Origin of the sequence: Achromobacter sp. Marseille-Q4962, from assembly GCF_943737005.1 — a bacterium.
Classification (GTDB): domain Bacteria; phylum Pseudomonadota; class Gammaproteobacteria; order Burkholderiales; family Burkholderiaceae_B; genus Achromobacter.
In genome coordinates this window covers 158,210-178,731 of sequence record NZ_CALSFU010000010.1, presented here as the reverse complement: position 1 = coordinate 178,731, position 20,522 = coordinate 158,210, and the positions used below count along the sequence as shown (strand labels likewise).

17 protein-coding genes are annotated in these 20,522 nt (G+C 68.0%); 10 read left to right on the top strand and 7 right to left on the bottom strand.

All coding sequences use genetic code 11. The annotated features are described in order from the left end of the window. The first annotated feature begins 17 nt into the window (after positions 1 to 17). The 8 genes from NGJ44_RS11140 (at position 18) to NGJ44_RS11110 (ending at position 7,309) form a co-directional block, all read left to right on the top strand. A complete protein-coding gene (locus NGJ44_RS11140; RefSeq protein WP_251863930.1) occupies positions 18 to 1,169 on the top strand; it encodes a DUF3426 domain-containing protein in 1,152 nt (383 codons plus the stop codon). Between the two features lie 11 nt (positions 1,170 to 1,180). After that, positions 1,181 to 2,122 (top strand): carbohydrate kinase family protein, encoded by a 942-nt coding sequence (locus NGJ44_RS11135; protein ID WP_053246599.1) that lies wholly within the window; start codon positions 1,181 to 1,183, stop codon positions 2,120 to 2,122. A gap of 201 nt (positions 2,123 to 2,323) precedes the next feature. Further along, on the top strand, positions 2,324 to 2,827 hold the full coding sequence (locus tag NGJ44_RS11130) for an outer membrane lipoprotein (RefSeq protein ID WP_053246600.1): 504 nt from the start codon (positions 2,324 to 2,326) through the stop codon (positions 2,825 to 2,827). Positions 2,828 to 3,194: 367 nt separating this feature from the next. Beyond that, positions 3,195 to 3,434: an acyl carrier protein gene (locus NGJ44_RS11125; RefSeq protein ID WP_053246602.1), complete on the top strand. Its 240-nt coding sequence runs from the start codon at positions 3,195 to 3,197 to the stop codon at positions 3,432 to 3,434. Continuing rightward, complete coding sequence (locus NGJ44_RS11120; RefSeq protein WP_053246603.1) at positions 3,412 to 4,590, top strand: D-alanyl-lipoteichoic acid biosynthesis protein DltD; 1,179 nt, start codon at positions 3,412 to 3,414, stop codon at positions 4,588 to 4,590. The genes NGJ44_RS11125 and NGJ44_RS11120 overlap by 23 nt, the downstream gene beginning before the upstream one ends. Beyond that, on the top strand, positions 4,587 to 4,712 hold the full coding sequence (locus tag NGJ44_RS23115) for a hypothetical protein (protein ID WP_152968194.1): 126 nt from the start codon (positions 4,587 to 4,589) through the stop codon (positions 4,710 to 4,712). Before NGJ44_RS11120 ends, NGJ44_RS23115 begins: the two co-directional genes overlap by 4 nt. A gap of 7 nt (positions 4,713 to 4,719) precedes the next feature. Continuing rightward, the gene (locus NGJ44_RS11115) at positions 4,720 to 5,847 is read left to right on the top strand and encodes an MBOAT family O-acyltransferase (protein WP_251863929.1); all 1,128 of its coding nucleotides are present in this window, start codon (positions 4,720 to 4,722) and stop codon (positions 5,845 to 5,847) included. A 16-nt stretch (positions 5,848 to 5,863) separates the two neighbouring features. Then, positions 5,864 to 7,309, top strand: a complete 1,446-nt coding sequence (locus NGJ44_RS11110; protein ID WP_251863928.1) for a D-alanine--poly(phosphoribitol) ligase — start codon at positions 5,864 to 5,866, stop codon at positions 7,307 to 7,309. A 13-nt stretch (positions 7,310 to 7,322) separates the two neighbouring features. On the opposite strand, the gene NGJ44_RS11105 is transcribed toward NGJ44_RS11110, so the two are convergent. The 5 genes from NGJ44_RS11105 to NGJ44_RS11085 form a co-directional block, all read right to left on the bottom strand. After that, positions 7,323 to 7,883 carry a YggT family protein gene (locus NGJ44_RS11105; protein WP_251863927.1) on the bottom strand — a complete coding sequence of 187 codons (561 nt, stop codon included), beginning with the start codon at positions 7,881 to 7,883 and terminating at the stop codon, positions 7,323 to 7,325. 112 nt (positions 7,884 to 7,995) lie between these two features. Next, complete coding sequence (locus NGJ44_RS11100; RefSeq protein ID WP_251863926.1) at positions 7,996 to 8,628, bottom strand: histone H1-like DNA-binding protein; 633 nt, start codon at positions 8,626 to 8,628, stop codon at positions 7,996 to 7,998. A gap of 344 nt (positions 8,629 to 8,972) precedes the next feature. Continuing rightward, positions 8,973 to 10,172, bottom strand: coding sequence for a ribonucleotide-diphosphate reductase subunit beta (locus tag NGJ44_RS11095; RefSeq protein WP_251863925.1), 1,200 nt, complete (start codon positions 10,170 to 10,172; stop codon positions 8,973 to 8,975). Positions 10,173 to 10,191: 19 nt separating this feature from the next. After that, positions 10,192 to 13,122, bottom strand: coding sequence for a ribonucleoside-diphosphate reductase subunit alpha (locus NGJ44_RS11090; protein ID WP_251863924.1), 2,931 nt, complete (start codon positions 13,120 to 13,122; stop codon positions 10,192 to 10,194). 306 nt (positions 13,123 to 13,428) lie between these two features. Beyond that, on the bottom strand, positions 13,429 to 16,950 hold the full coding sequence (locus NGJ44_RS11085; RefSeq protein ID WP_251863923.1) for an indolepyruvate ferredoxin oxidoreductase family protein: 3,522 nt from the start codon (positions 16,948 to 16,950) through the stop codon (positions 13,429 to 13,431). Positions 16,951 to 17,141: 191 nt separating this feature from the next. Between NGJ44_RS11085 and NGJ44_RS11080 the strand changes: the two genes are divergently transcribed. After that, positions 17,142 to 17,591 (top strand): Lrp/AsnC family transcriptional regulator, encoded by a 450-nt coding sequence (locus tag NGJ44_RS11080; RefSeq protein ID WP_053246044.1) that lies wholly within the window; start codon positions 17,142 to 17,144, stop codon positions 17,589 to 17,591. 45 nt (positions 17,592 to 17,636) lie between these two features. Here NGJ44_RS11080 and NGJ44_RS11075 read toward each other — a convergent pair whose 3' ends face one another. Together NGJ44_RS11075 and NGJ44_RS11070 are read right to left on the bottom strand one after the other, a co-directional pair. Next, complete coding sequence (locus NGJ44_RS11075; RefSeq protein WP_053246045.1) at positions 17,637 to 18,602, bottom strand: Bug family tripartite tricarboxylate transporter substrate binding protein; 966 nt, start codon at positions 18,600 to 18,602, stop codon at positions 17,637 to 17,639. 45 nt (positions 18,603 to 18,647) lie between these two features. Beyond that, positions 18,648 to 19,481 (bottom strand): alpha/beta hydrolase, encoded by an 834-nt coding sequence (locus NGJ44_RS11070; RefSeq protein ID WP_251863922.1) that lies wholly within the window; start codon positions 19,479 to 19,481, stop codon positions 18,648 to 18,650. Between the two features lie 82 nt (positions 19,482 to 19,563). Between NGJ44_RS11070 and NGJ44_RS11065 the strand changes: the two genes are divergently transcribed. Then, a complete protein-coding gene (locus NGJ44_RS11065; protein ID WP_251863921.1) occupies positions 19,564 to 20,460 on the top strand; it encodes a LysR family transcriptional regulator in 897 nt (298 codons plus the stop codon). Positions 20,461 to 20,522 lie beyond the last annotated feature (62 nt).

The following is a 20,522-nucleotide window of genomic DNA, read 5'->3' as shown; positions in this document are numbered from 1 at the left end:
CTCCGGGGGAGGGCGTCATGGCGCTGATCACCCGCTGCCCGCAATGCGGCGCTGCCTTCCGCGTGGTGCCCGACCAGCTTCGGGTGCGCAACGGGCTGGTGCGCTGCGGAGCATGCTCCACCGTGTTCGACGGCCGGGCCTGCCTGGTGTCCGGGCCCGGCGCGCTCGCATCCGGCTCCGTCACGCCGCCACCGCCGCCCGCATCCGCCCCGGTGTTGTCCGCGCCGCCCCGGCCGGCTCCGCCGCCCTGGGATGAAGACGAGGCCGCGCCCGCGCCGTCTCCGGCCGTGCTGCGTGGCCGCGAGGACATCCGCCGCCACGCGCCGGCCGAAGAAATCCTGCCCGAAGAAATCCTGCCCGAAGACCCATACCCGGACGAGGGCGCCGACCGCGCCGAAGACGGCTGGCGGTCGCCCGCGATCGCGCCGGAGCCGGCGCCCGCTGTTTTCCGCCAGGGGCGCCGCGCCGAGCCCGGCCTGGGCGTGGCCGCTGCCGCGGCGGACCGCGACGCCGGGCCCCGCCTGTACGCCGGCGACGCGGAAGACGGGTACGAGGCCGGAGCGGCCGACGCCGGCCTGGAATCCGTCTATGGCGATGCGCGCACGCGCTACTCCAGCGCCACCGACGCGGGCCGGGCGCCGCCCGCCTTCCTGGACCAGGACCGCGAAGACCGCCGCGGCCTGCTGCGCCGGTTCTGGGGCGCCGGCTGCCTGCTGGCCCTGCTGGCGCTGGCGTTGCAGCTTTTGTACGTCTATCGCAGCGACGTGGCCATGGCGGCGCCGGCGCTGCGGCCCGTGCTGGAGGCGGCCTGCCGGCCGCTGGGCTGCGCCGTGGGCTATGCGCGCCGCCTGGAGCGCATTTCGATTTCCGACTCTTCGCTGCAGCCGCCGCGCGGCGCGGCCGCCGAAGAGGGCCGCGCCCGCCTGGTGCTGCGCCTCGCCTTGCGCAACCGCTACGACAAACCCCAGCACTGGCCGGCACTGGTGCTGGATCTGACCGATCTTTCGGACACGGTCGTTGTGCGCAAGGTGCTGATGCCCGAGGATTACCTCACGCCCGAACAGCTCCGCGGCCCGTTCGGCCCCGGCGGAGAAGTCCGGCTCTCCGTGCCGCTCGACGTGACGGGCGTACAGGTCAACGGCTACCAACTCGACAAGTTCTTTCCCTGAAGGATGACAGCATGACGGCTCCCGTATTGGTTTGCGGCTCCATGGCGTTCGACACCATCGCGGTGTTCGAAGGCCGTTTCAAAGAACACATCCTGGCCGACCGCATCCAGTCGCTGAGCGTATCGTTCCTCGTGCCCAGCATGCGCAAGGAATATGGCGGCTGCTCGGGCAACATCGCCTACAACATGAAGCTGCTGGGCGGCAATCCGGTGCCCGTGGCCACCGTGGGCGAAGACGCGGGCGAATACCTCGACCGCCTCAGGCAGCTCGGCATCGACGTCAGCCGGGTCAAGGTCGTGCCCGGCACCTTCACCGCGCAGTGCTTCATCACCACCGACCTGGACGACAGCCAGATCGCGGCCTTCCACCCCGGCGCCATGGCGTATGCCGCCGAGAACGACCTGAGCGGCGCCCAGGCCGCCTGGGCCATCGTGGCGCCCGACGCCAAGGAAGGCATGTTCGCCCATGCCGAGCGCCTGCGCGCCCAGGGCATTCCGTTCATCTTCGACCTGGGCCAGGCCATGCCGCTTTTCGACGGCGCCGACCTGGAGCGCATGCTGGGCATGGCCCATGCGCTGACCGTCAACGATTACGAGGCGGGCGTGGTGGAGCAGCGCACCGGCCGCTCCATGGCCGATATCGCCCGCGGCCTGCAAGCGGTGGTGGTGACGCGCGGCGCCGAGGGCGCGCTCCTCATGACCGGCGGCCAGACCTTCCACATCGAGCCGGTGCGCGCCGCCGCCGTGGTGGATCCCACCGGCTGCGGCGACGCCCAGCGCGCGGGGCTGCTCTATGGGCTGACCTGCGGCTGGAGCTGGGAAGACAGCTGCCGCCTGGGCAACGTCATGGGCGCCATCAAGATCGCCTCGCGCGGCCCGCAGAATCACCAGCCTTCCCGCGCCGAAATCGACGCGACGCTGCACGCCGCCTACGGTATCCGCCTGCCCGCCTGACATCCGGCGGCGCTTCCGGAACCGCGGACCCGGCCGGCGGTCCAAAGAAAAGCCGGTCCGCGGTTTTCATGGGTTTCGCATGAACGGGCCGGCCGCTTATCCGCCCGTGGCCGAGCGTTTCAGGTTGTTGCGCGGCCGCCGTCGCCCAGTCGGGCCGGGGTATGATGGGCAGTCGTCGGCAGTGCCGATCGAGGAGTCCAAATGAACCAGAGCAAATCTCTTTCCTTCGTGACGCCGCGCGCAGGCCGCTGGCTGGCGGTTGCCGCCGTGGCGACTTCCATGGCCGTGCTGGGCGGCTGCGCGAACCGCAGCGCCTCCAGCGGCGTCTACAGTTACGACCAGGCGCAGCGCGAGCAGATCGTGCGCACGGGCACGGTGACGGGCGTGCGTCCCATCGTGATCCAGAACGACAAGTCCAGCGGCGTGGGCATGGTGGCCGGCGGCGCGCTGGGCGGCGTGGCGGGCAACGCCATCGGCGGCGGCACGGGCCGCACCATCGCCACCGTGGGCGGCGCCATCCTCGGCGCGCTGGCGGGCAACGCGGTCGAGAACCAGGTCGGCAAGGCTTCCGGCCTCGAAATCACCGTGCGCCTGGACAACGGCGAAACCCGCGTCGTGGCCCAGGAAGCCGACGTGCCCATCAGCGTCGGGCAGCGCGTGCAGGTCATCAGCGGCGCCGGCCCGACCCGGGTCACGCCCATGTGACGGCGGGCGGCGCAGCCTCCGGCTGCGCCTTCCGGCCGTCCCGAAAACCCGCCCTTGCCGGCGGGTTTTTTCATGCCCGGCCGCCGCGGCCGCCGGCCGGTGTCGCGCCGCCGCAACGGCGCTTTCCTGGGGCTTACCCTGGACTTGCCCGGCATGGCGGGGTTTCGGCCGCTTTGCTGCGTAAATCCCGTGGCGCACGCGCGGCCGAAATGCCATGATTGCGCCGGCGCCGACCCCCTGGGCCGGCGCGCGCAGTGAAAATTTCAGTTGCCTTTCAGTTTGCGTCTGTATACTCGCCGCCTGAATCTCGGGGCGGGGGATGTTTTGCCTGACGAGGCAACATAACGCTGCATCAGCGGCACTACCTATGCATACCGAGCAAGAACTCCACACCCGGATCGGCGAGATCGTCGAATCCATCGTCCTGAAGAAAGTCACGCCCGACACCCAGCTCATCGCGACCGGCCTGGTCGATTCGCTGGCGGCCGTGGACATCACGCTTGCGGTCGAGGCCGAATACGGCTGCAGCATTCCGGCTCCCGAGATCGCGGAGCACCTACAGTCGGTTCGCACGCTTGCCGGCTATGTCGCTGCCCATACCGCGTAATCCCCGGCTGCTGTCGCACCTCGCGGCGGCCCTGACCGCGACGGCGCTTGCGGTAGGCGCTTACTTCGGCGCCGACGGCATCCTGAGCCGCATCGTCCATCCCGTTTCCACCGCGCCCGCGGCGAGCAACAACTACCTGCCCAACCTGGGGCCGGACTGGGGCACGCAGAACGTCAACCTGACGCGCCTGGGCAATGCGCTGAGCGACGGCACGCTGGTAGTGCTGGGTTCGTCCGAACTGTCCAGCCACGACCTGCGTTTCGTGCCGTACCGGTTCTTCCCCGAGGAGCTCAAGGTGCCCACGCTGGCCTATGGCCATGCCATGTTCCAGTCATACGGCATCGTCAGCGTGCTGGAATCGGTGGCCGATTCGCTCACGCCCAACACCCGGCTGGTCATCATGGTGTCGCCCGCCTGGTTCGCCTCGGGCGGCCAGTTGCCGCGCAGCGCTTTTGCCGAGCACGTTACCGGCCCGGTCTGGGACCGTCTCTGGGACCAGCCCAGCACGCGCGAGCAGATGCAGAACTGGATCAGCGACAACGCCAACTGGGGCCTGCTCTGGCTCATCGCCAACGGGCAGGTGGCCGAGCTGAAAGACAAGCTCTCGCTCTGGTGGCGCACGCGCAACGAGCGCGCGCCCGACAAGCCGCGCAGCAAGCTCGCGGTGCCGGCGCACCGCTACGTGGCATGGCCCTCCACCGCGCGGCTGGACCGCGGCCAGTGGGAGCGGATCCTGCACCAGGCGCGCGAAGTCGAGCGCGCGCTCGGCAGCCACAATCCGTACGACGTGCGCGACGACTACTACGAGAAGTTCCTGGCGCCGCTGTATTCGCCGGCGCGCAACGAGTTCGCCGACGTGGACCCGATTACCCGCGCCGAGCTGGGCGACCTGTCCCGCGTGATGGCGCTGCTGCAAAAGCGCAAGGTCAAGGCGTATTTCGTCATCCAGCCGTTCAACCCCAAGCTCATCCTGGACGTGGAGCGGTTCGACCCCGTGGTCGCCGCCATCACGGGCATGTGCCAGCGCTACCAGATGGGCTGCCTGGATCTGTACAGCATTCCTTTCGAGCCCGGCATGGTGCGCGACGATATGCACTTGGCCGAGCTGGGCTGGGCGCTGGCCGACCAGGGCATCGCGGAGTTCTTTTCACGATGAAGCGCTTCTTCTACCACCTGTGCCTCTATATCGGGGTGATCCTGGTCTTCGTGTTGCAGGCCCAGCCCACCACGGGCGGCGGCGGGCCGATCAAGGTCGAATTCCAGTACCAGCAGTTCTGATCCCGGCATGGAATTGTTCGCAAGCCTGAGCTTCTTCGGCGGCGCCCTGTGCGGCGGCCTGGGCCTGCTCGCCTACCGCTTCTTCGGCATGCCGCTGCGCATCGGCTACCGGCACGTCATCGGCGTGATCTGCCTGGGCGTGTGGATGGCCGTGTTCTGGGCGCGCCCCTACCAGCCCGTGGCGTTGCTGGCGGTGTGCGGCGGCGCGCTGTGGGCCATGCGGCGGGGCTACATCCCGACCTGGCTGGCCGTGCTCGTCACCATGACGCCGCTGCTGCTCGTGAAGACGGGCGTTTCGCACCTGGCGTCCATGCTGGGGCTGTCGTTCGCCACCTTCCGCGCCATCGACGTGCTGCTCTTCGCGCAGCGCAACGAGCGCATTTCGCCGCTGGACTATTTCATCTACCTGTTCTTTCCGCTCACGCTGCTGGCCGGGCCGATGTACCGCTGGCGCAACTTTCAGGCCGACCTCAAGCGCGGCTACGAGGGCGTCAACCTGGACACCTGGCTGGCGGGGCTGGAATGCATCATGCTTGGCGTGATCCAGAAGTTCGGCGTGGCCGAGCTGATCTGGCGCTACGGCCTGGCCACCCTGGATGCGCACGACTACTCGCTGACGGGAGTCGCGCTGAATGCCTCGCTCTATAGCGCCTACCTGTTCTTCGATTTCGCGGGCTACTCCACCATGGCGGTCGGCATCGGCATGCTGTTCGGGTTCACGCTGCCCATCAACTTCCGCAACCCGCTGGCCACGGTCAACCCGCAGGATTTCTGGCGCCGCTGGCACATCAGTCTGTCCGAATGGCTGCGCGACGTGGTGTTCATGCCCATCTACAAGGCGCTGAGCAAGACGGCGTTCTTCGGCCGCCACCGGCTGGCCGCGCAGAACATCGGCATTTTCGCCACGCTGCTGGCCATGGGCGTCTGGAACGGCCTGTCGCTGCATTACATCGTCAGCGGGCTGATGTTCGGCGCTTATTCGGTGGGCCACAACCTGCTGGTCAACGCCGCGCGCACGCGGCCGGGCCTGCAGGCCGCCCTGGCGCGTCCGCTCGCGCGCTTCGCCGGGCGCGTCTTCACCCTGATCCTGGCGGCGCTGGCGCTCTACGTGTTCAGCGGCCGCAGCCCCATCTGACGCCGGGAGTTTCGGCATGCGTTTCGATCTCAAGTCCTTTGCGTTCGCCGACGAGGCGCACGCGCCCGGCGCGCTGGCGGTGGCCGGCGCCGACCGCAGCCTGAGCTGGGCCCAGCTGCGCGACGAGGCCCTGGCCTGGGCCGAGGCGGCCCGCGCCGCGGGCGCGCGCCCCGACGTGCCCGTCGTCATCTACGGCCACAAGCAGGCCGCTTTCTTCGTGGCCATGGCGGGCGCGTTGCTCATCGGCGCGCCCTTCGTGCCGGTGGACACCATCTATCCGCCCGAACGTCTGCGCCGCATCGCCGACATCGTGCGCCCCGCCGCCATCTACGACGCTGCCGCCGGCCGTTTCGAGGCGCGCGCCGGGCAGGAGCTGGCCGAGCGGGGGCTGGCCTACGTCATGTTCACCTCCGGCAGCACCGGCGACCCCAAGGGCGTGCAGATCGGCCGCGAGAGCGTGAGCCTGCTGGCCGACTGGATGCTGCAATGCTTCGGTCTGGGCGAGGCGCCCGTGTTCATGAACCAGGCGCCGTTCAGCTTCGATCTTTCCATGTACGAGGTTTTCGCCACCCTGGCCTCGGGCGGCGCCTGCGTGATGAATGCGCGCGAGCAGATCGCGGCGGGCAGCCCATGGCTGGCGCGGCTGGCCGAGCACCGCGCCACGGTCTGGGTGTCCACGCCGTCGTTCGCGCACCAGCAACTGGTCAACCGCGAATTCTCGCCCGCCACGCTGCCGGCGCTGCGCACCTTCCTGTTCTGCGGCGAGCCGCTGCCTTCGGCGCTGGCGAAGAAGCTGCGCCAGCGCTTTCCGGACGCGGCCATTCTCAACACCTACGGCCCCACCGAGGCCACGGTGGCCACGACCTGGATCGAGATCACCGACGCGGTGCTGGCGGCGCACGACCCGCTGCCGGTCGGGCACGCCAAGCCGGCCTGCGAGCTGCTGGTGCGCGACGGTGAGATCTGCATCGTGGGCGACCACGTGATGCGCGGCTACCTGAACCGGCCCGACCTGAACGAAACCAAGCTTTTCCGGCACGTGGACGGCCGGCGCGGTTTCCGCACCGGCGACCTGGGCCAGATGGACAAGAGCGGCCTGCTGTTCTGCCGCGGGCGCATGGACGACCAGATCAAACTGAACGGCTACCGCATCGAGCTGGCCGAGATCGACGAGGCCCTGCACGGCCTGCCCGGCGTGCAGGGCGGCGCTTGCGCCGTGCTGCGCCGCCCGGACGGCGCCGCGGTGCGCCTGATCGGATTCGTGGCGGGAGCGGCGGCGGGCGAAAGCCCGGCGTTGCTGGACGCCGGCGCGCTTTCCGGCTGGAAGGAGCGGCTGGCGCGGCGCCTGCCGCCGTATATGGTGCCTTCGGAGCTGGTCGCCTGCCCGGCGCTGCCGATGTCCAGCAACCACAAGATCGACCGCAAGCGGTTGATCGACCTCTACGCCGGCATTCCGGCGTAGGGCGCAGGCATTCCTACATACCCATCATGCCGTAGCTCACCCGGGCGAGGATCATCAGCAGCACCTGCGCCACGATCAGCAGCACCAGCGGCGAGAAGTCGATGGCGCCGCGCGGCAGGAAGCGCCGGATGGGATCCAGCAGCGGAGCGGTGAGCGCCTGCAGCAGCGGCATCATGGGCGCCAGCGGGTTCACCCACGAGAGCACGGCCTGGATGAGGGTCAGCCACACCACCAGGTTGAGCGCCCACTTGAGCGCCATGAGCAGCGCGGAAATCATGGCGGCCGGCAGCAGTTGCGCCGGAATCAGCGCGCCCAGCGCGAGCAGCCACACGAGAACGAGGTAGATCAGCGCGGCCAGCCAGGTGGCCACCAGGCTGGTCCAGTCGATCTTGTTGCTGGCGGGAATGATCTTGCGCAAGGGGAGCACCAGCCAGTTCGTGCCCTGGTAGACGACCCGGGCCAGCGGGTTGAACGGGTGCAGCCGTATCGCGTGCATCCACGCGCGGGCGATGAGCGCCGCGCCGAAGAGCGTAAACACGATTTCGAGCAGGAAGCGGAGGATTTCACCGAGCATGGACACGATCTACCAAAAAAGGAGAGGCCAATTGTCGCACGGCCGGGCACGAAAAAGCCGCCCGGCCAAGGCCAGGCGGCTCTAGTACCGCTACGGTTGACAGCCGTCTGGATTAGGGACGGCCGCCGGTCGGGAACGGCCACGAAGCGGCCGGGTTCAGCGCGGTCTTGGCGCCCGGGGCGGCAGCCGTCGAGGGCGGCGTCACGGGCTTCTTGGGCGCAGCCTTCTTGGCCGCGGGCTTCTTGGCGGCCGGCTTCTTGGCGGCAGCGGGAGCCTTCTTGGCGGCAGGCGCCTTCTTGGCTACGGCTTTCTTGGCCGGGGCCTTCTTGGCAACCGCCTTCTTGGCGACGGCTTTCTTGGCCGGGGCCTTCTTGGCGACGGCCTTCTTGGCTACGGCTTTCTTGGCCGGGGCCTTCTTGGCAACGGCCTTCTTGGCTACGGCTTTCTTGGCCGGGGCCTTTTTGGCGACCGCCTTCTTGGCTACGGCTTTCTTGGCCGGGGCCTTCTTGGCGACGGCCTTCTTGGCTACGGCTTTCTTGGCCGGGGCCTTCTTGGCGGCGGTCTTCTTGACGGCCGGCTTCTTGGCGGCAACCTTCTTCACCGCCGGCTTCTTGGCGGCGACCTTCTTCACGGCTGCGGTTTTCTTGACGGCAGCTTTCTTGGCCGGGGCGGCCTTCTTCGCTACTGCCTTCTTGGCGGCGGGCTTCTTCGCCGCCTTCTTAACGGCTTTCTTGGCTGTTGCCATGGTCATGCTCCTTAGGTTCAGGGGTCCCAGAACTTGGACCCGTGCTCCGGCGCGCCGGAAGGCGTACCGTGCCCGGGCCATTCATCGGCGCATGCCGCTGTTCTGTACGAGCAACAGCTACTACGGTTTGCGCTAATGAATTCGGCACAGCCATTTGATATGGCCCCCGCTCCTTTGGCGCGAGCCATTTCAAATGGCGCCGGTGGGCGTCTGGTTCCAGAACGCCCACCGCTAGTCTTGCGTGCTCGAGACACCCCGAATCGGGAGATCGCCGCCGGAGCCTGGCGCGGCGCGCATCGCCTTGCGGCAAGACGCGCCTGCGGCCGGTTCCGCGGCGTGCTGCGTTACTCCCAGCTCAGCGTGCCGCCGGTTTGGTATTCGATCACGCGGGTTTCGAAAAAGTTGCGTTCCTTCTTGAGGTCGATCATTTCCGCCATCCACGGGAAGGGGTTTTCTTCCTGCGGGAACAGCGGCTCGATTCCGATCTGCTGGCAACGGCGGTTGGCGATGAAGCGCAGGTAGGACTTGAACATGGGAGCGTTCAGGCCCAGCACGCCGCGCGGCATCGTGTCTTCGGCGTAAGCGTATTCGAGTTCGACCGCTTTGCGGAAGAGTTCACGAATTTCTTCGCGGAATTCCGGCGTCCAGAGATGCGGATTTTCCAGTTTGATGGTGTTGATGAGGTCGATGCCGAAATTGCAGTGCATGGATTCATCGCGCAGGATGTACATGTACTGCTCGGCCGCGCCGGTCATCTTGTTCTGGCGGCCCAGCGCCAGGATCTGCGTGAACCCCACGTAGAAGAACAGGCCTTCCATGAGGCACGCGAAGACGATCAGCGATTTCAGCAGCGTCTGGTCGGCTTCGGGCGTGCCCGTCTTGAAGTTGGGGTCCGCGATCACGTCGATGAACGGGATCAGGAATTCATCCTTGGCGCGGATGGACGGAACCTCGTTGTAGGCGTTGAAGATCTCGGCTTCGTCCAGGTCGAGGCTTTCGACGATGTATTGATAGGCGTGCGTGTGGATGGCTTCTTCGAAGGCCTGGCGCAGCAGGAACTGGCGGCATTCGGGCGCCGTGATGTGGCGGTAGGTGCCCAGCACGATGTTGTTCGCGGCCAGGGAGTCGGCCGTGACGAAGAAGCCCAGGTTGCGCTTGACGATGCGGCGCTCGTCCTCGGTGAGCCCGTTGGGGTTCTTCCAGAGGGCGATGTCGCGCGACATGTTGATTTCTTGCGGCATCCAGTGGTTGGCGCAAGTGGCCAGGTATTTTTCCCAGGCCCACTTGTACTTGAACGGCACCAGCTGGTTGACGTCCGTCTTGCCGTTGATGATGCGCTTGTCGGCAACCTTCACGCGCTGCGAGGTGGCGCTGCCGCTGGCCGCCAGGCCGGCCGCATGCTGCGGCGCGGCCGGGGTGGGCAGGGCGGCGTCGCCGAACACCCCCGTGGCCGGGCGCACGTCCGCGCCCGGCTGCCCGCCCGCGGCGGGCGCGGACGGCTGGACGGATTGCGTGGCGAGGTTGTCGTCTTCCCAATTAATCATGATTCATTCTCCGGAGCGGTTATTGGCAGGCTTCGCACTCTTCGAAGCCGGGATCGCCCGGCCGCATGGTGCAAACCGCCCCGAGAACTTCGGGTTCGGGCAAAACAGGCGCTGCGGCCACAGGCGAGGCGGCGGCATGGCCGCCGGCGCTGACGGCGTTCAGTTCGCCGCCGCGACCCGTGGATTTTTCGGCGCTGGTGGCGCCCAGGGTGCGCAGGTAGTAAGTGGTCTTGAGGCCACGCTTCCAGGCGAGCTTGTAGGTGTCGTCGAGTTTCTTGCCCGAGGCGCCGGCCATGTAGATGTTCAGCGATTGGGCCTGGTCGATCCACTTCTGCCGGCGCGACGCGCATTCCACCAGCCAGCGCGGTTCGACTTCGAACGCGGTGGCGTAGAGTTCGCGGAGTTCGGAAGGTACGCGATCGATGCGGGACAGGCTGCCGTCGAAGTACTTGAGGTCGGCGACCATGACTTCGTCCCAGAGACCGAGTTTCTTCAGGTCACGCACGAGATATTCGTTGACGACCGTGAACTCGCCGGAGAGATTCGATTTGACGTACAAGTTCTGGAATGTGGGTTCGATGCACGCAGATACGCCAATGATATTGGAAATCGTCGCCGTTGGGGCGATCGCAATGCAATTGGAGTTGCGCATGCCGTGCTCTTTGATGCGCGCGCGCAACGCGTCCCAATCGAGCGTGCTCGACGTATCGACTTCGACATTGCCGCCGCGTTCTTCGGCCAGCATCTTCAGCGTGTCCTGCGGCAGGATGCCGCGCGACCACAGCGAGCCTTCATACGACTGATAGCGGCCGCGTTCTTCGGCGAGTTCGCTCGAGGCCCAGTACGCGTGATAGCACACGGCTTCCATCGAGCGGTCGGCGAATTCCACGGCGGCCTGCGACGCATACGGCACGCGCATCATCTGCAGGCAGTCCTGGAAGCCCATGATGCCCATGCCCACCGGACGATGGCGCAGGTTGGAGTTGCGCGCCTTGTCGACGGCGTAATAGTTGATGTCGATCACGTTGTCGAGCATGCGCATGGCGATGCGCACCGTGCGCTTGATCTTGTCGTGGTCGAGCTCGAAGCCGCCGCCGGCCGCGGGCTTCATGTGCGCCACCAGGTTCACCGAACCCAGGTTGCACACCGCGATTTCCGACTCGTTGGTGTTGAGCGTGATCTCGGTGCACAGGTTGGAGCTGTGCACCACGCCCACGTGCTGCTGCGGCGAGCGGATATTGCACGGATCCTTGAACGTGATCCACGGGTGGCCGGTTTCGAACAGCATCGAGAGCATCTTGCGCCACAGCGTGACGGCCGGCATCTTCTTGTAGAGCTTGAGCTCGCCGCTGGCGACCTTGGCTTCGTAGCCCAGGTAGGCCGCTTCGAAGGCCTTGCCGTACTTGTCATGCAGGTCGGGGCAGTCGGACGGCGAGAACAGCGTCCATTCGCCGTTTTCCATGACGCGCTTCATGAACAGGTCGGGAATCCAGTTTGCCGTGTTCATGTCGTGCGTGCGGCGGCGCTCGTCGCCGGTGTTCTTGCGCAGCTCGAGGAATTCCTCGATGTCCAGGTGCCACGTTTCGAGGTACGTGCACACGGCGCCCTTGCGCTTGCCGCCCTGGTTCACCGCGACGGCAGTGTCGTTGACCACCTTCAGGAACGGCACCACGCCCTGGCTTTCGCCGTTGGTGCCCTTGATGTGGCTGCGCAGCGCGCGCACGGGCGTCCAGTCGTTGCCCAGGCCGCCGGCGTACTTGGCCAGCAGCGCGTTTTCCTTGATGGCGTCGTAGATGCCCTCGAGGTCGTCGGACACGGTGGTCAGGTAGCACGAGGAGAGCTGCGAGTGCAGCGTGCCCGAGTTGAACAGCGTGGGCGTGGAGCTCATGAAGTCGAACGAGGACAGGATCTCGTAGAACTCGATGGCGCGCGCCTCGCGGTCGGTTTCGCGCAGCGCCAGGCCCATGGCCACGCGCATGAAGAACACCTGGGGCAGTTCGATGCGGGTGCCCTTGATGTGCAGGAAGTAGCGGTCGTACAGGGTCTGCAGGCCGAGATAGCCGAACTGCAGGTCGCGGCGCGCGTCCAGCGCCTGGCCCAGCTTGGCCAGGTCGAACGAGGCCAGCTCGGGCGACAGCAGTCCGCCTTCGATGCCGCGCTGCACGAAGACCGGGAAGTAGGCGGCGTAGCGCGTGGCCATGTCGGCCTGCGAGACTTCCTCGCCCAGCACTTCCTTGCGGATCGTGTGCAGCAGCAGGCGGGCGGTGACCTGGCTATAGGCCGGGTCTTTCTCGACCAGGGCGCGCGCGGACAGGATGGCAGACTTGAAGACTTCGTCCACGGGAATGCCGTCGTACAGATTCTTGACGGTTTCCTTCAGGATGGTCTCGGTGTCGATGAACTCGGCCAGGCCTTCGCCGGCGGCTTCGATGGTGGCGCGCAGCGCGGCCTGGTCCAGCGGGCGGCGCTGGCCGTTCTCGGTCACGTGCAGGACGTGTTCCTGCGGCGCGGCGGCGGCCTTTTCCTGGCTTTCGGCGGCGGCCGCGGCGGCGCGCTCCTGCGCGCGCTTCTCGCGGTACAGCACGTAGGCGCGGGCCACGTCATGCTCGCCCGAGCGCATCAGCGCCAGTTCGACCTGGTCCTGCACGTCCTCGATGTGGAAGGTGCCGCCGTTGGGACGGTTGCGCACCAGCGCGTTGACGGCCTGGGCGGTCAGTTTTTCGACCAGTTCGCGCACGCGCGCGGAGGCGGCGCCCTGGCCGCCATTGACCGCCAGGAAGGCCTTGGTCATGGCAATGGCGATCTTGTTGGGCTCGAACGCCACCACCGACCCGTTGCGGCGGATGATGTTGTAGCTGGCCCATTGCCCGCCGTTGGAGGCGGCGGGAGAGTCGGTCTGAGAAGGCGGCACGGCGGAGGGCCGGGTCACAGAGGCGATCGTAGTCTGCATGGAAGCTCCTGTGCGAAGAAAGCGAAGGTGGCGGCACGGCGGATGGACGCCGTACACGTGCGAATGAGTCTGATCTTGATGCGAGGCACCGCGCTGGGAGCAATCGCGAAAGGCAAGGTCCGCCCAGGGGGCAGCGCCGGGAAAAACACAATATGTAGTGTAGCACCCCGTGTTAGGCACTAATTCTAGTGATCGAGTGCGACACCCACAAGAAGAAGATAAATTTTGCTCACAAAAGATTGTTACTAAATGCACTGGGCGCGCCAGCATTGGCGCGCCCAGGTAGAGACGGCGTAAAGCAAGCGTTTATGCGGTCTTCCGCAGGGGCTCGTCGCGCGGTGCAGGCGCCATATAGCTTTGCATGCGGCGCGCGAGTTCTTCACGGTATTTCCGCAGGCTGGCCGCCTTGACGTGACCGTAGCCCCGGATGGTTTCCGCAAGGCCGGCGATTGTAGCCGCTTGGCCGATCTTGTCGTGCTCCAGGCCGGCCAGCAACTGTTCCACCGTTTGCCGGTATTCCTGCACCAGCGCGCGCTCGGCGCGCCGCTCGGCGGTATGGCCGAAAGGATCGAGCCAGGTGCCGCGCAGCCCCTTCAGGCGGGCCAGCACCTTCATGGCGCCCAGGGTCCACGAGCCCAGCGTCATCTTGCGCGGCACGCCGGTGCGGGGATCCTTGCGGGCGAAGATGGGCGGGGCCATGTGAAAGCGCAGGCTGTAGTCGCCCTCGAACTGGCTCTCGAGCTGCGCCTTGAAGGCCGGGGCCGTGTACAGGCGGGCCACTTCGTACTCGTCCTTGTAGGCCATGAGCTTGTAAAGGCCGCGGGCCACGGCCAGGGCCAGCCGCGGGGTGCGGGCTTCGGGCGCCAGCTCGCGCTCGCGGGCGGCCACGCGGTCCACGAACACCCGGTACTCGCGGGCGTAGGCGGCGTTCTGGTAGGCGGTGAGATCTTCGACGCGGCGCGCCACGGCGCGTTCATAGGATTCGGGCACATGGAGCTGCACGACCTGGGCGCGCGGGCGCAGCACGCCTTCCAGCGCCTCGGGGTGCTGCGCGGCCAGCCGCCCGCTGTCGAACGCGGCGCGGTTGGCCGCCACGGCCACGCCGTTGAGCTCGATGGCGCGCACGATGGCGGCATGCGACAGCGGCACCGTGCCGCGCTGCCAGGCGTGGCCCAGCATGAACATATTGGACAGGATGCTGTCGCCGAACAGCGCCAGCGCCGCCTCGTGCGCGTCCAGCGCGGCGGTGTGGGCTTCGCCGGCGGCATGCCGGATCTTGGCCAGCAGCGCGTCGGGGTGCATGGCGGCATCGGGATTGCGGGTGAAATCGGACACCGGCGCCACGTAGGTGTTGACGGTGACGCGGGTGTGCCCGCGCCGCAGCGCGCCCAGCGAATCGGGGGCCACGGCGGCGACCGGGTCGCACAGAATGGCCGCGTCGGCCTGCTGCCAGTCCAGCCGCACGGGGCCGGCCGGCGCGCCCGGCGGCGCCAGGCGGATGTGGCTCACCACGGTGCCCCCTTTCTGCGCCAGGCCGGTCAGGTCGAGCACCGCGGCCGACAGTCCTTCGAGATGGGCGGCCATGGAAACGATGGCGCCGATGGTGATGACGCCGGTGCCTCCCATGCCGGCCACCAGCAGGCGGTAGGGCCGCTCCAGCGCGGGCAGCTCGGGCATGGGCAGGGCGGCGATCCGGGCCGCCAGCTTTTCCTGGTCGGGCCGGGGCGCGGCGCTCTTGCGCAGCTTGCCGCCCATGACCGAGACGAAGCTGGGGCAGAACCCTTCGGCGCAGGAATAGTCCTTGTTGCAGCTCGACTGGTCGATGGCGCGCTTGCGGCCGTAGGGCGTTTCCAGCGGCACCACCGACAGGCAGTTCGACTGCACGCCGCAGTCGCCGCAGCCTTCGCACACCGCGCTGTTGATCAGCATGCGGCGCGGCGGGTCGGGAAACTGGTTCTTCTTGCGGCGGCGGCGCTTCTCGGCCGCGCAGGTCTGGTCGTGGATCAGCACGGTCACGCCCGGGGTTTCGCGCAGCTCGCGCTGCAGGGCGTCCAGCTCGCGCCGGTGGTGCACCCGTATGCCGGGTCCCAGGTCCACGCCGCGGTATTTTTCGGGCTCGTCGCTGGTGACGACGATGCGCGCCACGTTCTCGCCGCGCAGCTGCTGGCAGATCTGCGGCACGGAAATGGGGCCGTCCACCGGCTGCCCGCCGGTCATGGCGACGGCGTCGTTGAACAGGATCTTGTAGGTGATGTTGGCGCCGGCGGCCACCGCCTGGCGTATGGCCAGGTAGCCGGAGTGGTAGTAGGTGCCTTCGCCCATGTTCTGGAACACGTGCTGCATGCGGGTGTAGCGCGACAGGCCGATCCAGTCCACGCCTTCGCCGCCCATCTGCGTCAGGCCGCCGGTGTCGCGGTCCATCCAGGCGGCCATGTAGTGGCATCCCACGCCCGACAGCGCCTGGCTGCCTTCGGGCACCCGCGTGGACGTGCTGTGCGGACAGCCCGAACAGAAATAGGGGCGGCGGCGCATGCCGTCGGCCTCGTTGGACAGCGGCGCCGGGCAGGCGAAGGCGGCCGGATCGGCCAGCGCGGTCAGGCCGGCCGTGCGCCGCAGCCAGCCGGCCAGCGGCGCGGCCAGCAGCGAGGGGCGCAGCTGGCCTGCCGCGGTCACCATGGGTTCGTCGTCAAGCCCCTTCTTGCCGCACACGGTGGGCCGCTGCGGCAGGTTGAACAGCAGGTCCTTGATCTGGGTTTCGACCACCGCGCCCTTTTCTTCGACGACGAGAATGTGCGAGAGGCCGCGCGCGAAGTCGAGCAGGCGGCCCGGGTCCAGCGGCCAGGTCAGGCCGGGTTTGTAGATGCGCACCGGGGCGTGGGCCGTCACGGTGTCCACGCCCAGCCGTTCGAGCGCTTCCATGGCGTCCAGGTGCGCCTTGCCCACGGTGACGATGCCTGCCGTGGCGCGGGGCGCCGGACAGACCAGGCGGTCGATGCTGTGGCGACGCGCGAAGGCGGCCACCGCCTTCATGCGCTGGTGCATGCGCGTCTCGATGGCCAGCGACAGGAACTCGCGCGCCGAGTATTCGAGCGATCCGGCGGGCTGCCCGGGGTCTTCGGGCATGTCGTAGCGTTCGGGCTCGGCGGGCAGGAAGGAATGCCCGCTTTCCACGGTTTCGGACACTGCCTTGAAGGCCACCCAGGTGCCGGCGTAGCGCGACAGCGCCCAGCCCCAGAGGCCGAAGGTTTCGTATTCCTCGATGGAGGCCGGGTGCACGATGGGCATCTGCCAGCCGATCAGCGAGGCCTCGCTCGCATGCGGAATGGACGACGAAACCGCGGTGTGGTCGTCGCCCACCACCACCAGCACGCCGCCGTAGCGCGACGCGCCCGCCGCGTTGCCGTGGTGCAGGGCGTCGCCGGCGCGGTCCACGCCGGGGCCCTTGCCGTACCACATGGCGAAGACGCCGTCGACCTTGCGGTCGGCCCGCACCCCGGCCTGCTGGGTGCCCATGACGGCGGTGGCCGCCATGTCTTCATTGATGCCGGGCAGGAAGCTGATCTGGTTGGCGTCCAGCGCCTTCTGGGCTTTCCACAGCGCCATATCCACGCCGCCCAGGGGCGAGCCCCGGTAGCCCGAGACGAAGCCCGCGGTGTTCAGGCCGCGTTCGCGGTCGAGCCGGCGCTGGGTGAGCAGCATGCGCACCAGCGCCTGCGTGCCGGTAAGAAAAATGCGGCCGTTCGCGCGGGTGAGGTTGTCGGCGAGCTGGTAATCCAGATCGAGCGGGTGCCCGGGGGTGCGCGTGCCGGCGGCGGGTGTACCGTCCATGGGGATGTCTCCTGGTTTGCACCATGATAGGTTCGCCAGGGCACGCTTTTATTGCGTTATTGGATCGTGCAATCCCTATAATACGAAACAGATATTTCGTTTGCGAGCAAACCCAAGCCGGAAACGCGCCAACAGCGCGCCGCCGCCCCGCGCGGCCCGCAAAACCGACGAGAAACGAGGAGACAACCGCCATGGACAAGACCGACATCGGCATCCTGAAAGCCCTGCAGGAAGACGGGCGCGCATCGGCGCAGCAACTGTCGGAAAAGGTGGGCCTGTCGGCCGCGCCGGTGTGGCGGCGGGTCAAGGCGCTGGAGGCCAGCGGCGTGATCCAGGGCTACAGCGCCCAGGTCGACCGCGCCAAGGTGGGGCTGGGTTGCATGTTCGCCCAGATCAGCCTGGAGCGGCATTCGGCCAGCACCGTGGAGAATTTCGAGCGCTCGGTGCGCGACGCGCCCGAAATCCTGGAATGCTATGCCGTCACGGGCGACTCGGACTTCCTGCTCAAGATCCTGGTGGAAAGTCCCGAAGCCTATGACCGCTTCCTGCACCGCTTCCTGTTCAACATGCCCGGCATCCGCCAGACCCGCACCATCGTCGCGCTGCGCGAGATCAAGCACGAGCAGCGGCTGCCGCTGTAGGCAGGCCCGCCGCGCCATCTCTATATATAGAGAGATGGCGCAATCTCATTGGGGCTGGATGCCGGAGATGCGTATCCACTCTTTCCAGCGCTGCGCGTCTTCCTTGACGAAGGCGTCGAAGCGCGCGACGTCCATGCCCTGGGGAGCCAGGCCGAGCGCGCGCAGCTTGCCGGCCGTGGTTTCGTCCTTCACGGCCGCCTGCAGGTAGCCGTTCATTTTTTCCACCACTTCTTGCGGCGTGCCCGCGGGCGCGGACAGGCCCAGCCACCCGGCGACCACGAAGCCCGGATAGTACGAGGCCATGGTGGGCACATCGGGCCAGGACGGCTGGCGCGTCTCGCCCGTAACGGCGATGGGCAGCAGGCCCTTGCCCTCCACCTGGCCCATGGCCGTGAGATAGTCCACGAAGGCAAATCCGATCTGCTTGCCGCGCAGGTCGGTGATGATCTGGGTGACGTTCTTGTAGGCCGCTCCGGTCACGTTGATGTCGGCGCGCTGTTTGAACAGCTCGGCCGGCACCTGGGACGACGAACTGTAATAGCCGAAGAACACCGCGCCCGGATGCGCCTTGGCGTAGGCCACCAGCTCGGGCACGCTGCGGTAGGGACTGTCCGGCGCCACGATGCCGACGGAGCCGAAGGTGCCCAGCAGGCCGACCTGGGCGAAGTCCTTCTGCGCATCGTAGGGCAGGCTCTTATAGAGGTATTGGTTGGCGGCGTGGGTGGAATTGGTCGAGATCAGAAAGGTGTAGCCGTCGGGCGCGGCATTCTTGGCGGCGTGCGTGCCCACAATGCCGCCCGCGCCGGGTCGGTCTTCCACCACCACGGTCTGTCCGGTCTGCCGGCCCAGGAACTGGGCGAACGTGCGCGCGGTGAGATCCGCCGCGCCGCCTGCTGCCGAGGGCACGAGAATGGTGACGGGCCGCTCGGGCCAGCCGGCGGCCTGCGCCGCCGCGGAAAGCGCCAGCGCGGCGCCGAGCAGGGGGATGCGAGGGATGAAAGAGGCGGGCATGCTTGTCTCCTGTGGCGCCGGACGCGCCGAATGGTCTTGTAAATGTCAGCGGAAGCGGCCGCGCAGCCATGCCAGGATCGCCGCGGCGCTTTCTTCCCACTGGTCCGAATACATCATGCAGTGCGGCTGGCGCGGCAGCACGGCATGGTCGAAGCCGAAGCGCCGCGCGATGGCGGCGTCCTGGCCGGGCGGATGCCGGTCATGCGTGTCCAGGCCCGCCTCCAGGCACAGGCCCGGCGCGCGGACGGCGTCCGCCGGCACCGGCACGCGCAGCAGGTAGCGGTCGTTGAGCACTGCCGGGCTTTCGGCGCACAGCCGCGCCTCCACGGCGGAAACGTCGCGGTCGCGGGGCGCGGCCAGGAAACGGGCCTGGATTTCCCCGCGCCCCGGCGGCCGCCGGGGCGTGTCCGGCGGGACGGGCGGCAGGGCCTGCGCGCCCGGCAAGTCTCCCGGCGGCGAAGGCGCCATGAGCACCACGCCGGCCACCGGGCGGCGGCTGGCGGCCAGCATGGCGGGCAGCGCACCCATGCTGTGGCCCACGACCACCGCGGGCGCGGCCCAGGCGTCCAGGGCCGCGACGGCATCGGCGGCAAGGTCTTCCACGGTCAGCCGGGCATAGGAGGCGTCCTGCGGCAGGCCGCCGTGCCCGGCGTAGTCGAGGGCCGCGCAGCCGACACCGTGCCGCGCGAAGTAATCCAGGAAATGCGCATAGCACCACGCGCCGTGGTATGCCCCGGGAAGCAGCAGCAGGCCGGGAGGGCCCGCGAGCGGGCCTGCGCCGATGCGCAGCCTGGCCCGGCCGATGGCGCGGGCGGGCAGGCGGTCGGCGAGGCTGAAATCCAGGGAGGCGGCGTAGGGAGGGGCGGCGGCAATCATCATGCGAGAGGATGTTAAGCGCCTCCCATAAATGAGAAAATTTTATTTTTCATATGTCTGAATAAGTTCAGCAAATGGAGCAAGCATGAGCGGCCTGCCCGACCTGTCCATTGCGCACTACCGTCATTTCCTGCTGGTGGCCGAGCTGGGCAGCTTCAGCGCGGCGGCGGCGAAGGCGTGCCGCTCGCAGCCGGCGCTTTCGCTTTCCATCCGAGAAATGGAGCAGCGGCTGGGGCAGCCGCTGTTCGAGCCCGGCAACCGGGGCACGCTGACCCGCTTCGGACAGGAATGCCTGCCCCTGGCGCGCGAACTGGTGGAGCACCACGAGCGCGTCGCGGGGGCGCTGGCCGGCCTGGCGAGCAACCAGGCCGGCACGCTCAGCATGGCTTCGGTCGCCACGGTGGCCACGCATTGGCTGCCCGAGCTGGTGGCGCGCTACCGCGATCGTTATCCCTCGGTGTCGCTGCGCCTGTACGACGACAACTCCGAGGGCGTGGAGCGCATGGTGCTGGCCGGCGAAGCGGAACTGGGCGTCTGCAGCCCCGTGCTGCGCGACCGCCGCCTCGCATTCGAGCCCCTGCTGCGCGATGCCTTCGGACTGGTCTGCCACCGTTCGCACCCCATGGCGCGGCGCGCCAGCGTGACGTGGCGCGAGATCGCCGGCCTGCCGCTGGTGGGCACGGTGGCGCACCGCCAGCTCGCCGGCCATCCGCAGGCCGCCTTCATGCTGGAGCGGCAGGTGTTCGTGTCCAACATGATGTCGCTGCTGGCAATGCTCGAACAGGGCGTGGGCGTCACGGTGCTGGCGCGCCTGGGCGTGCCGCCGGATTCCCCGGGGCTGGCCTTCGTGCCGCTGGTGCGCCCGCGCATCGAGCGGACGCTGGGCATCACCCGGCTCGCCGGGCGCAGCCTGACGCCGGCGGCCGCCTCCATGCGCGACATGCTGCGCGACAAGGCGCACGGCGCTCGCGGTGTCGTGTGAATCCAACGCATTTTTGCGGGGTCCGGCCATAAACCCGCGCCCGGCGCCGCGCGGCTGTTGCG

Excerpts from the sequence above, each read along its gene's own strand:
- NGJ44_RS11140 (WP_251863930.1), top strand. The coding sequence starts at position 18 with ATGGCGCTGATCACCCGCTGCCCGCAATGCGGCGCTGCCTTCCGCGTG.
- NGJ44_RS11135 (WP_053246599.1), top strand. The coding sequence starts at position 1,181 with ATGACGGCTCCCGTATTGGTTTGCGGCTCCATGGCGTTCGACACCATC.
- NGJ44_RS11130 (WP_053246600.1), top strand. The coding sequence starts at position 2,324 with ATGAACCAGAGCAAATCTCTTTCCTTCGTGACGCCGCGCGCAGGCCGC.
- NGJ44_RS11125 (WP_053246602.1), top strand. The coding sequence starts at position 3,195 with ATGCATACCGAGCAAGAACTCCACACCCGGATCGGCGAGATCGTCGAA.
- NGJ44_RS11120 (WP_053246603.1), top strand. The coding sequence starts at position 3,412 with ATGTCGCTGCCCATACCGCGTAATCCCCGGCTGCTGTCGCACCTCGCG.
- NGJ44_RS23115 (WP_152968194.1), top strand. The coding sequence starts at position 4,587 with ATGAAGCGCTTCTTCTACCACCTGTGCCTCTATATCGGGGTGATCCTG.
- NGJ44_RS11115 (WP_251863929.1), top strand. The coding sequence starts at position 4,720 with ATGGAATTGTTCGCAAGCCTGAGCTTCTTCGGCGGCGCCCTGTGCGGC.
- NGJ44_RS11110 (WP_251863928.1), top strand. The coding sequence starts at position 5,864 with ATGCGTTTCGATCTCAAGTCCTTTGCGTTCGCCGACGAGGCGCACGCG.
- NGJ44_RS11105 (WP_251863927.1), bottom strand. The coding sequence starts at position 7,883 with ATGCTCGGTGAAATCCTCCGCTTCCTGCTCGAAATCGTGTTTACGCTC.
- NGJ44_RS11100 (WP_251863926.1), bottom strand. The coding sequence starts at position 8,628 with ATGGCAACAGCCAAGAAAGCCGTTAAGAAGGCGGCGAAGAAGCCCGCC.
- NGJ44_RS11095 (WP_251863925.1), bottom strand. The coding sequence starts at position 10,172 with ATGATTAATTGGGAAGACGACAACCTCGCCACGCAATCCGTCCAGCCG.
- NGJ44_RS11090 (WP_251863924.1), bottom strand. The coding sequence starts at position 13,122 with ATGCAGACTACGATCGCCTCTGTGACCCGGCCCTCCGCCGTGCCGCCT.
- NGJ44_RS11085 (WP_251863923.1), bottom strand. The coding sequence starts at position 16,950 with ATGGACGGTACACCCGCCGCCGGCACGCGCACCCCCGGGCACCCGCTC.
- NGJ44_RS11080 (WP_053246044.1), top strand. The coding sequence starts at position 17,142 with ATGGACAAGACCGACATCGGCATCCTGAAAGCCCTGCAGGAAGACGGG.
- NGJ44_RS11075 (WP_053246045.1), bottom strand. The coding sequence starts at position 18,602 with ATGCCCGCCTCTTTCATCCCTCGCATCCCCCTGCTCGGCGCCGCGCTG.
- NGJ44_RS11070 (WP_251863922.1), bottom strand. The coding sequence starts at position 19,481 with ATGATGATTGCCGCCGCCCCTCCCTACGCCGCCTCCCTGGATTTCAGC.
- NGJ44_RS11065 (WP_251863921.1), top strand. The coding sequence starts at position 19,564 with ATGAGCGGCCTGCCCGACCTGTCCATTGCGCACTACCGTCATTTCCTG.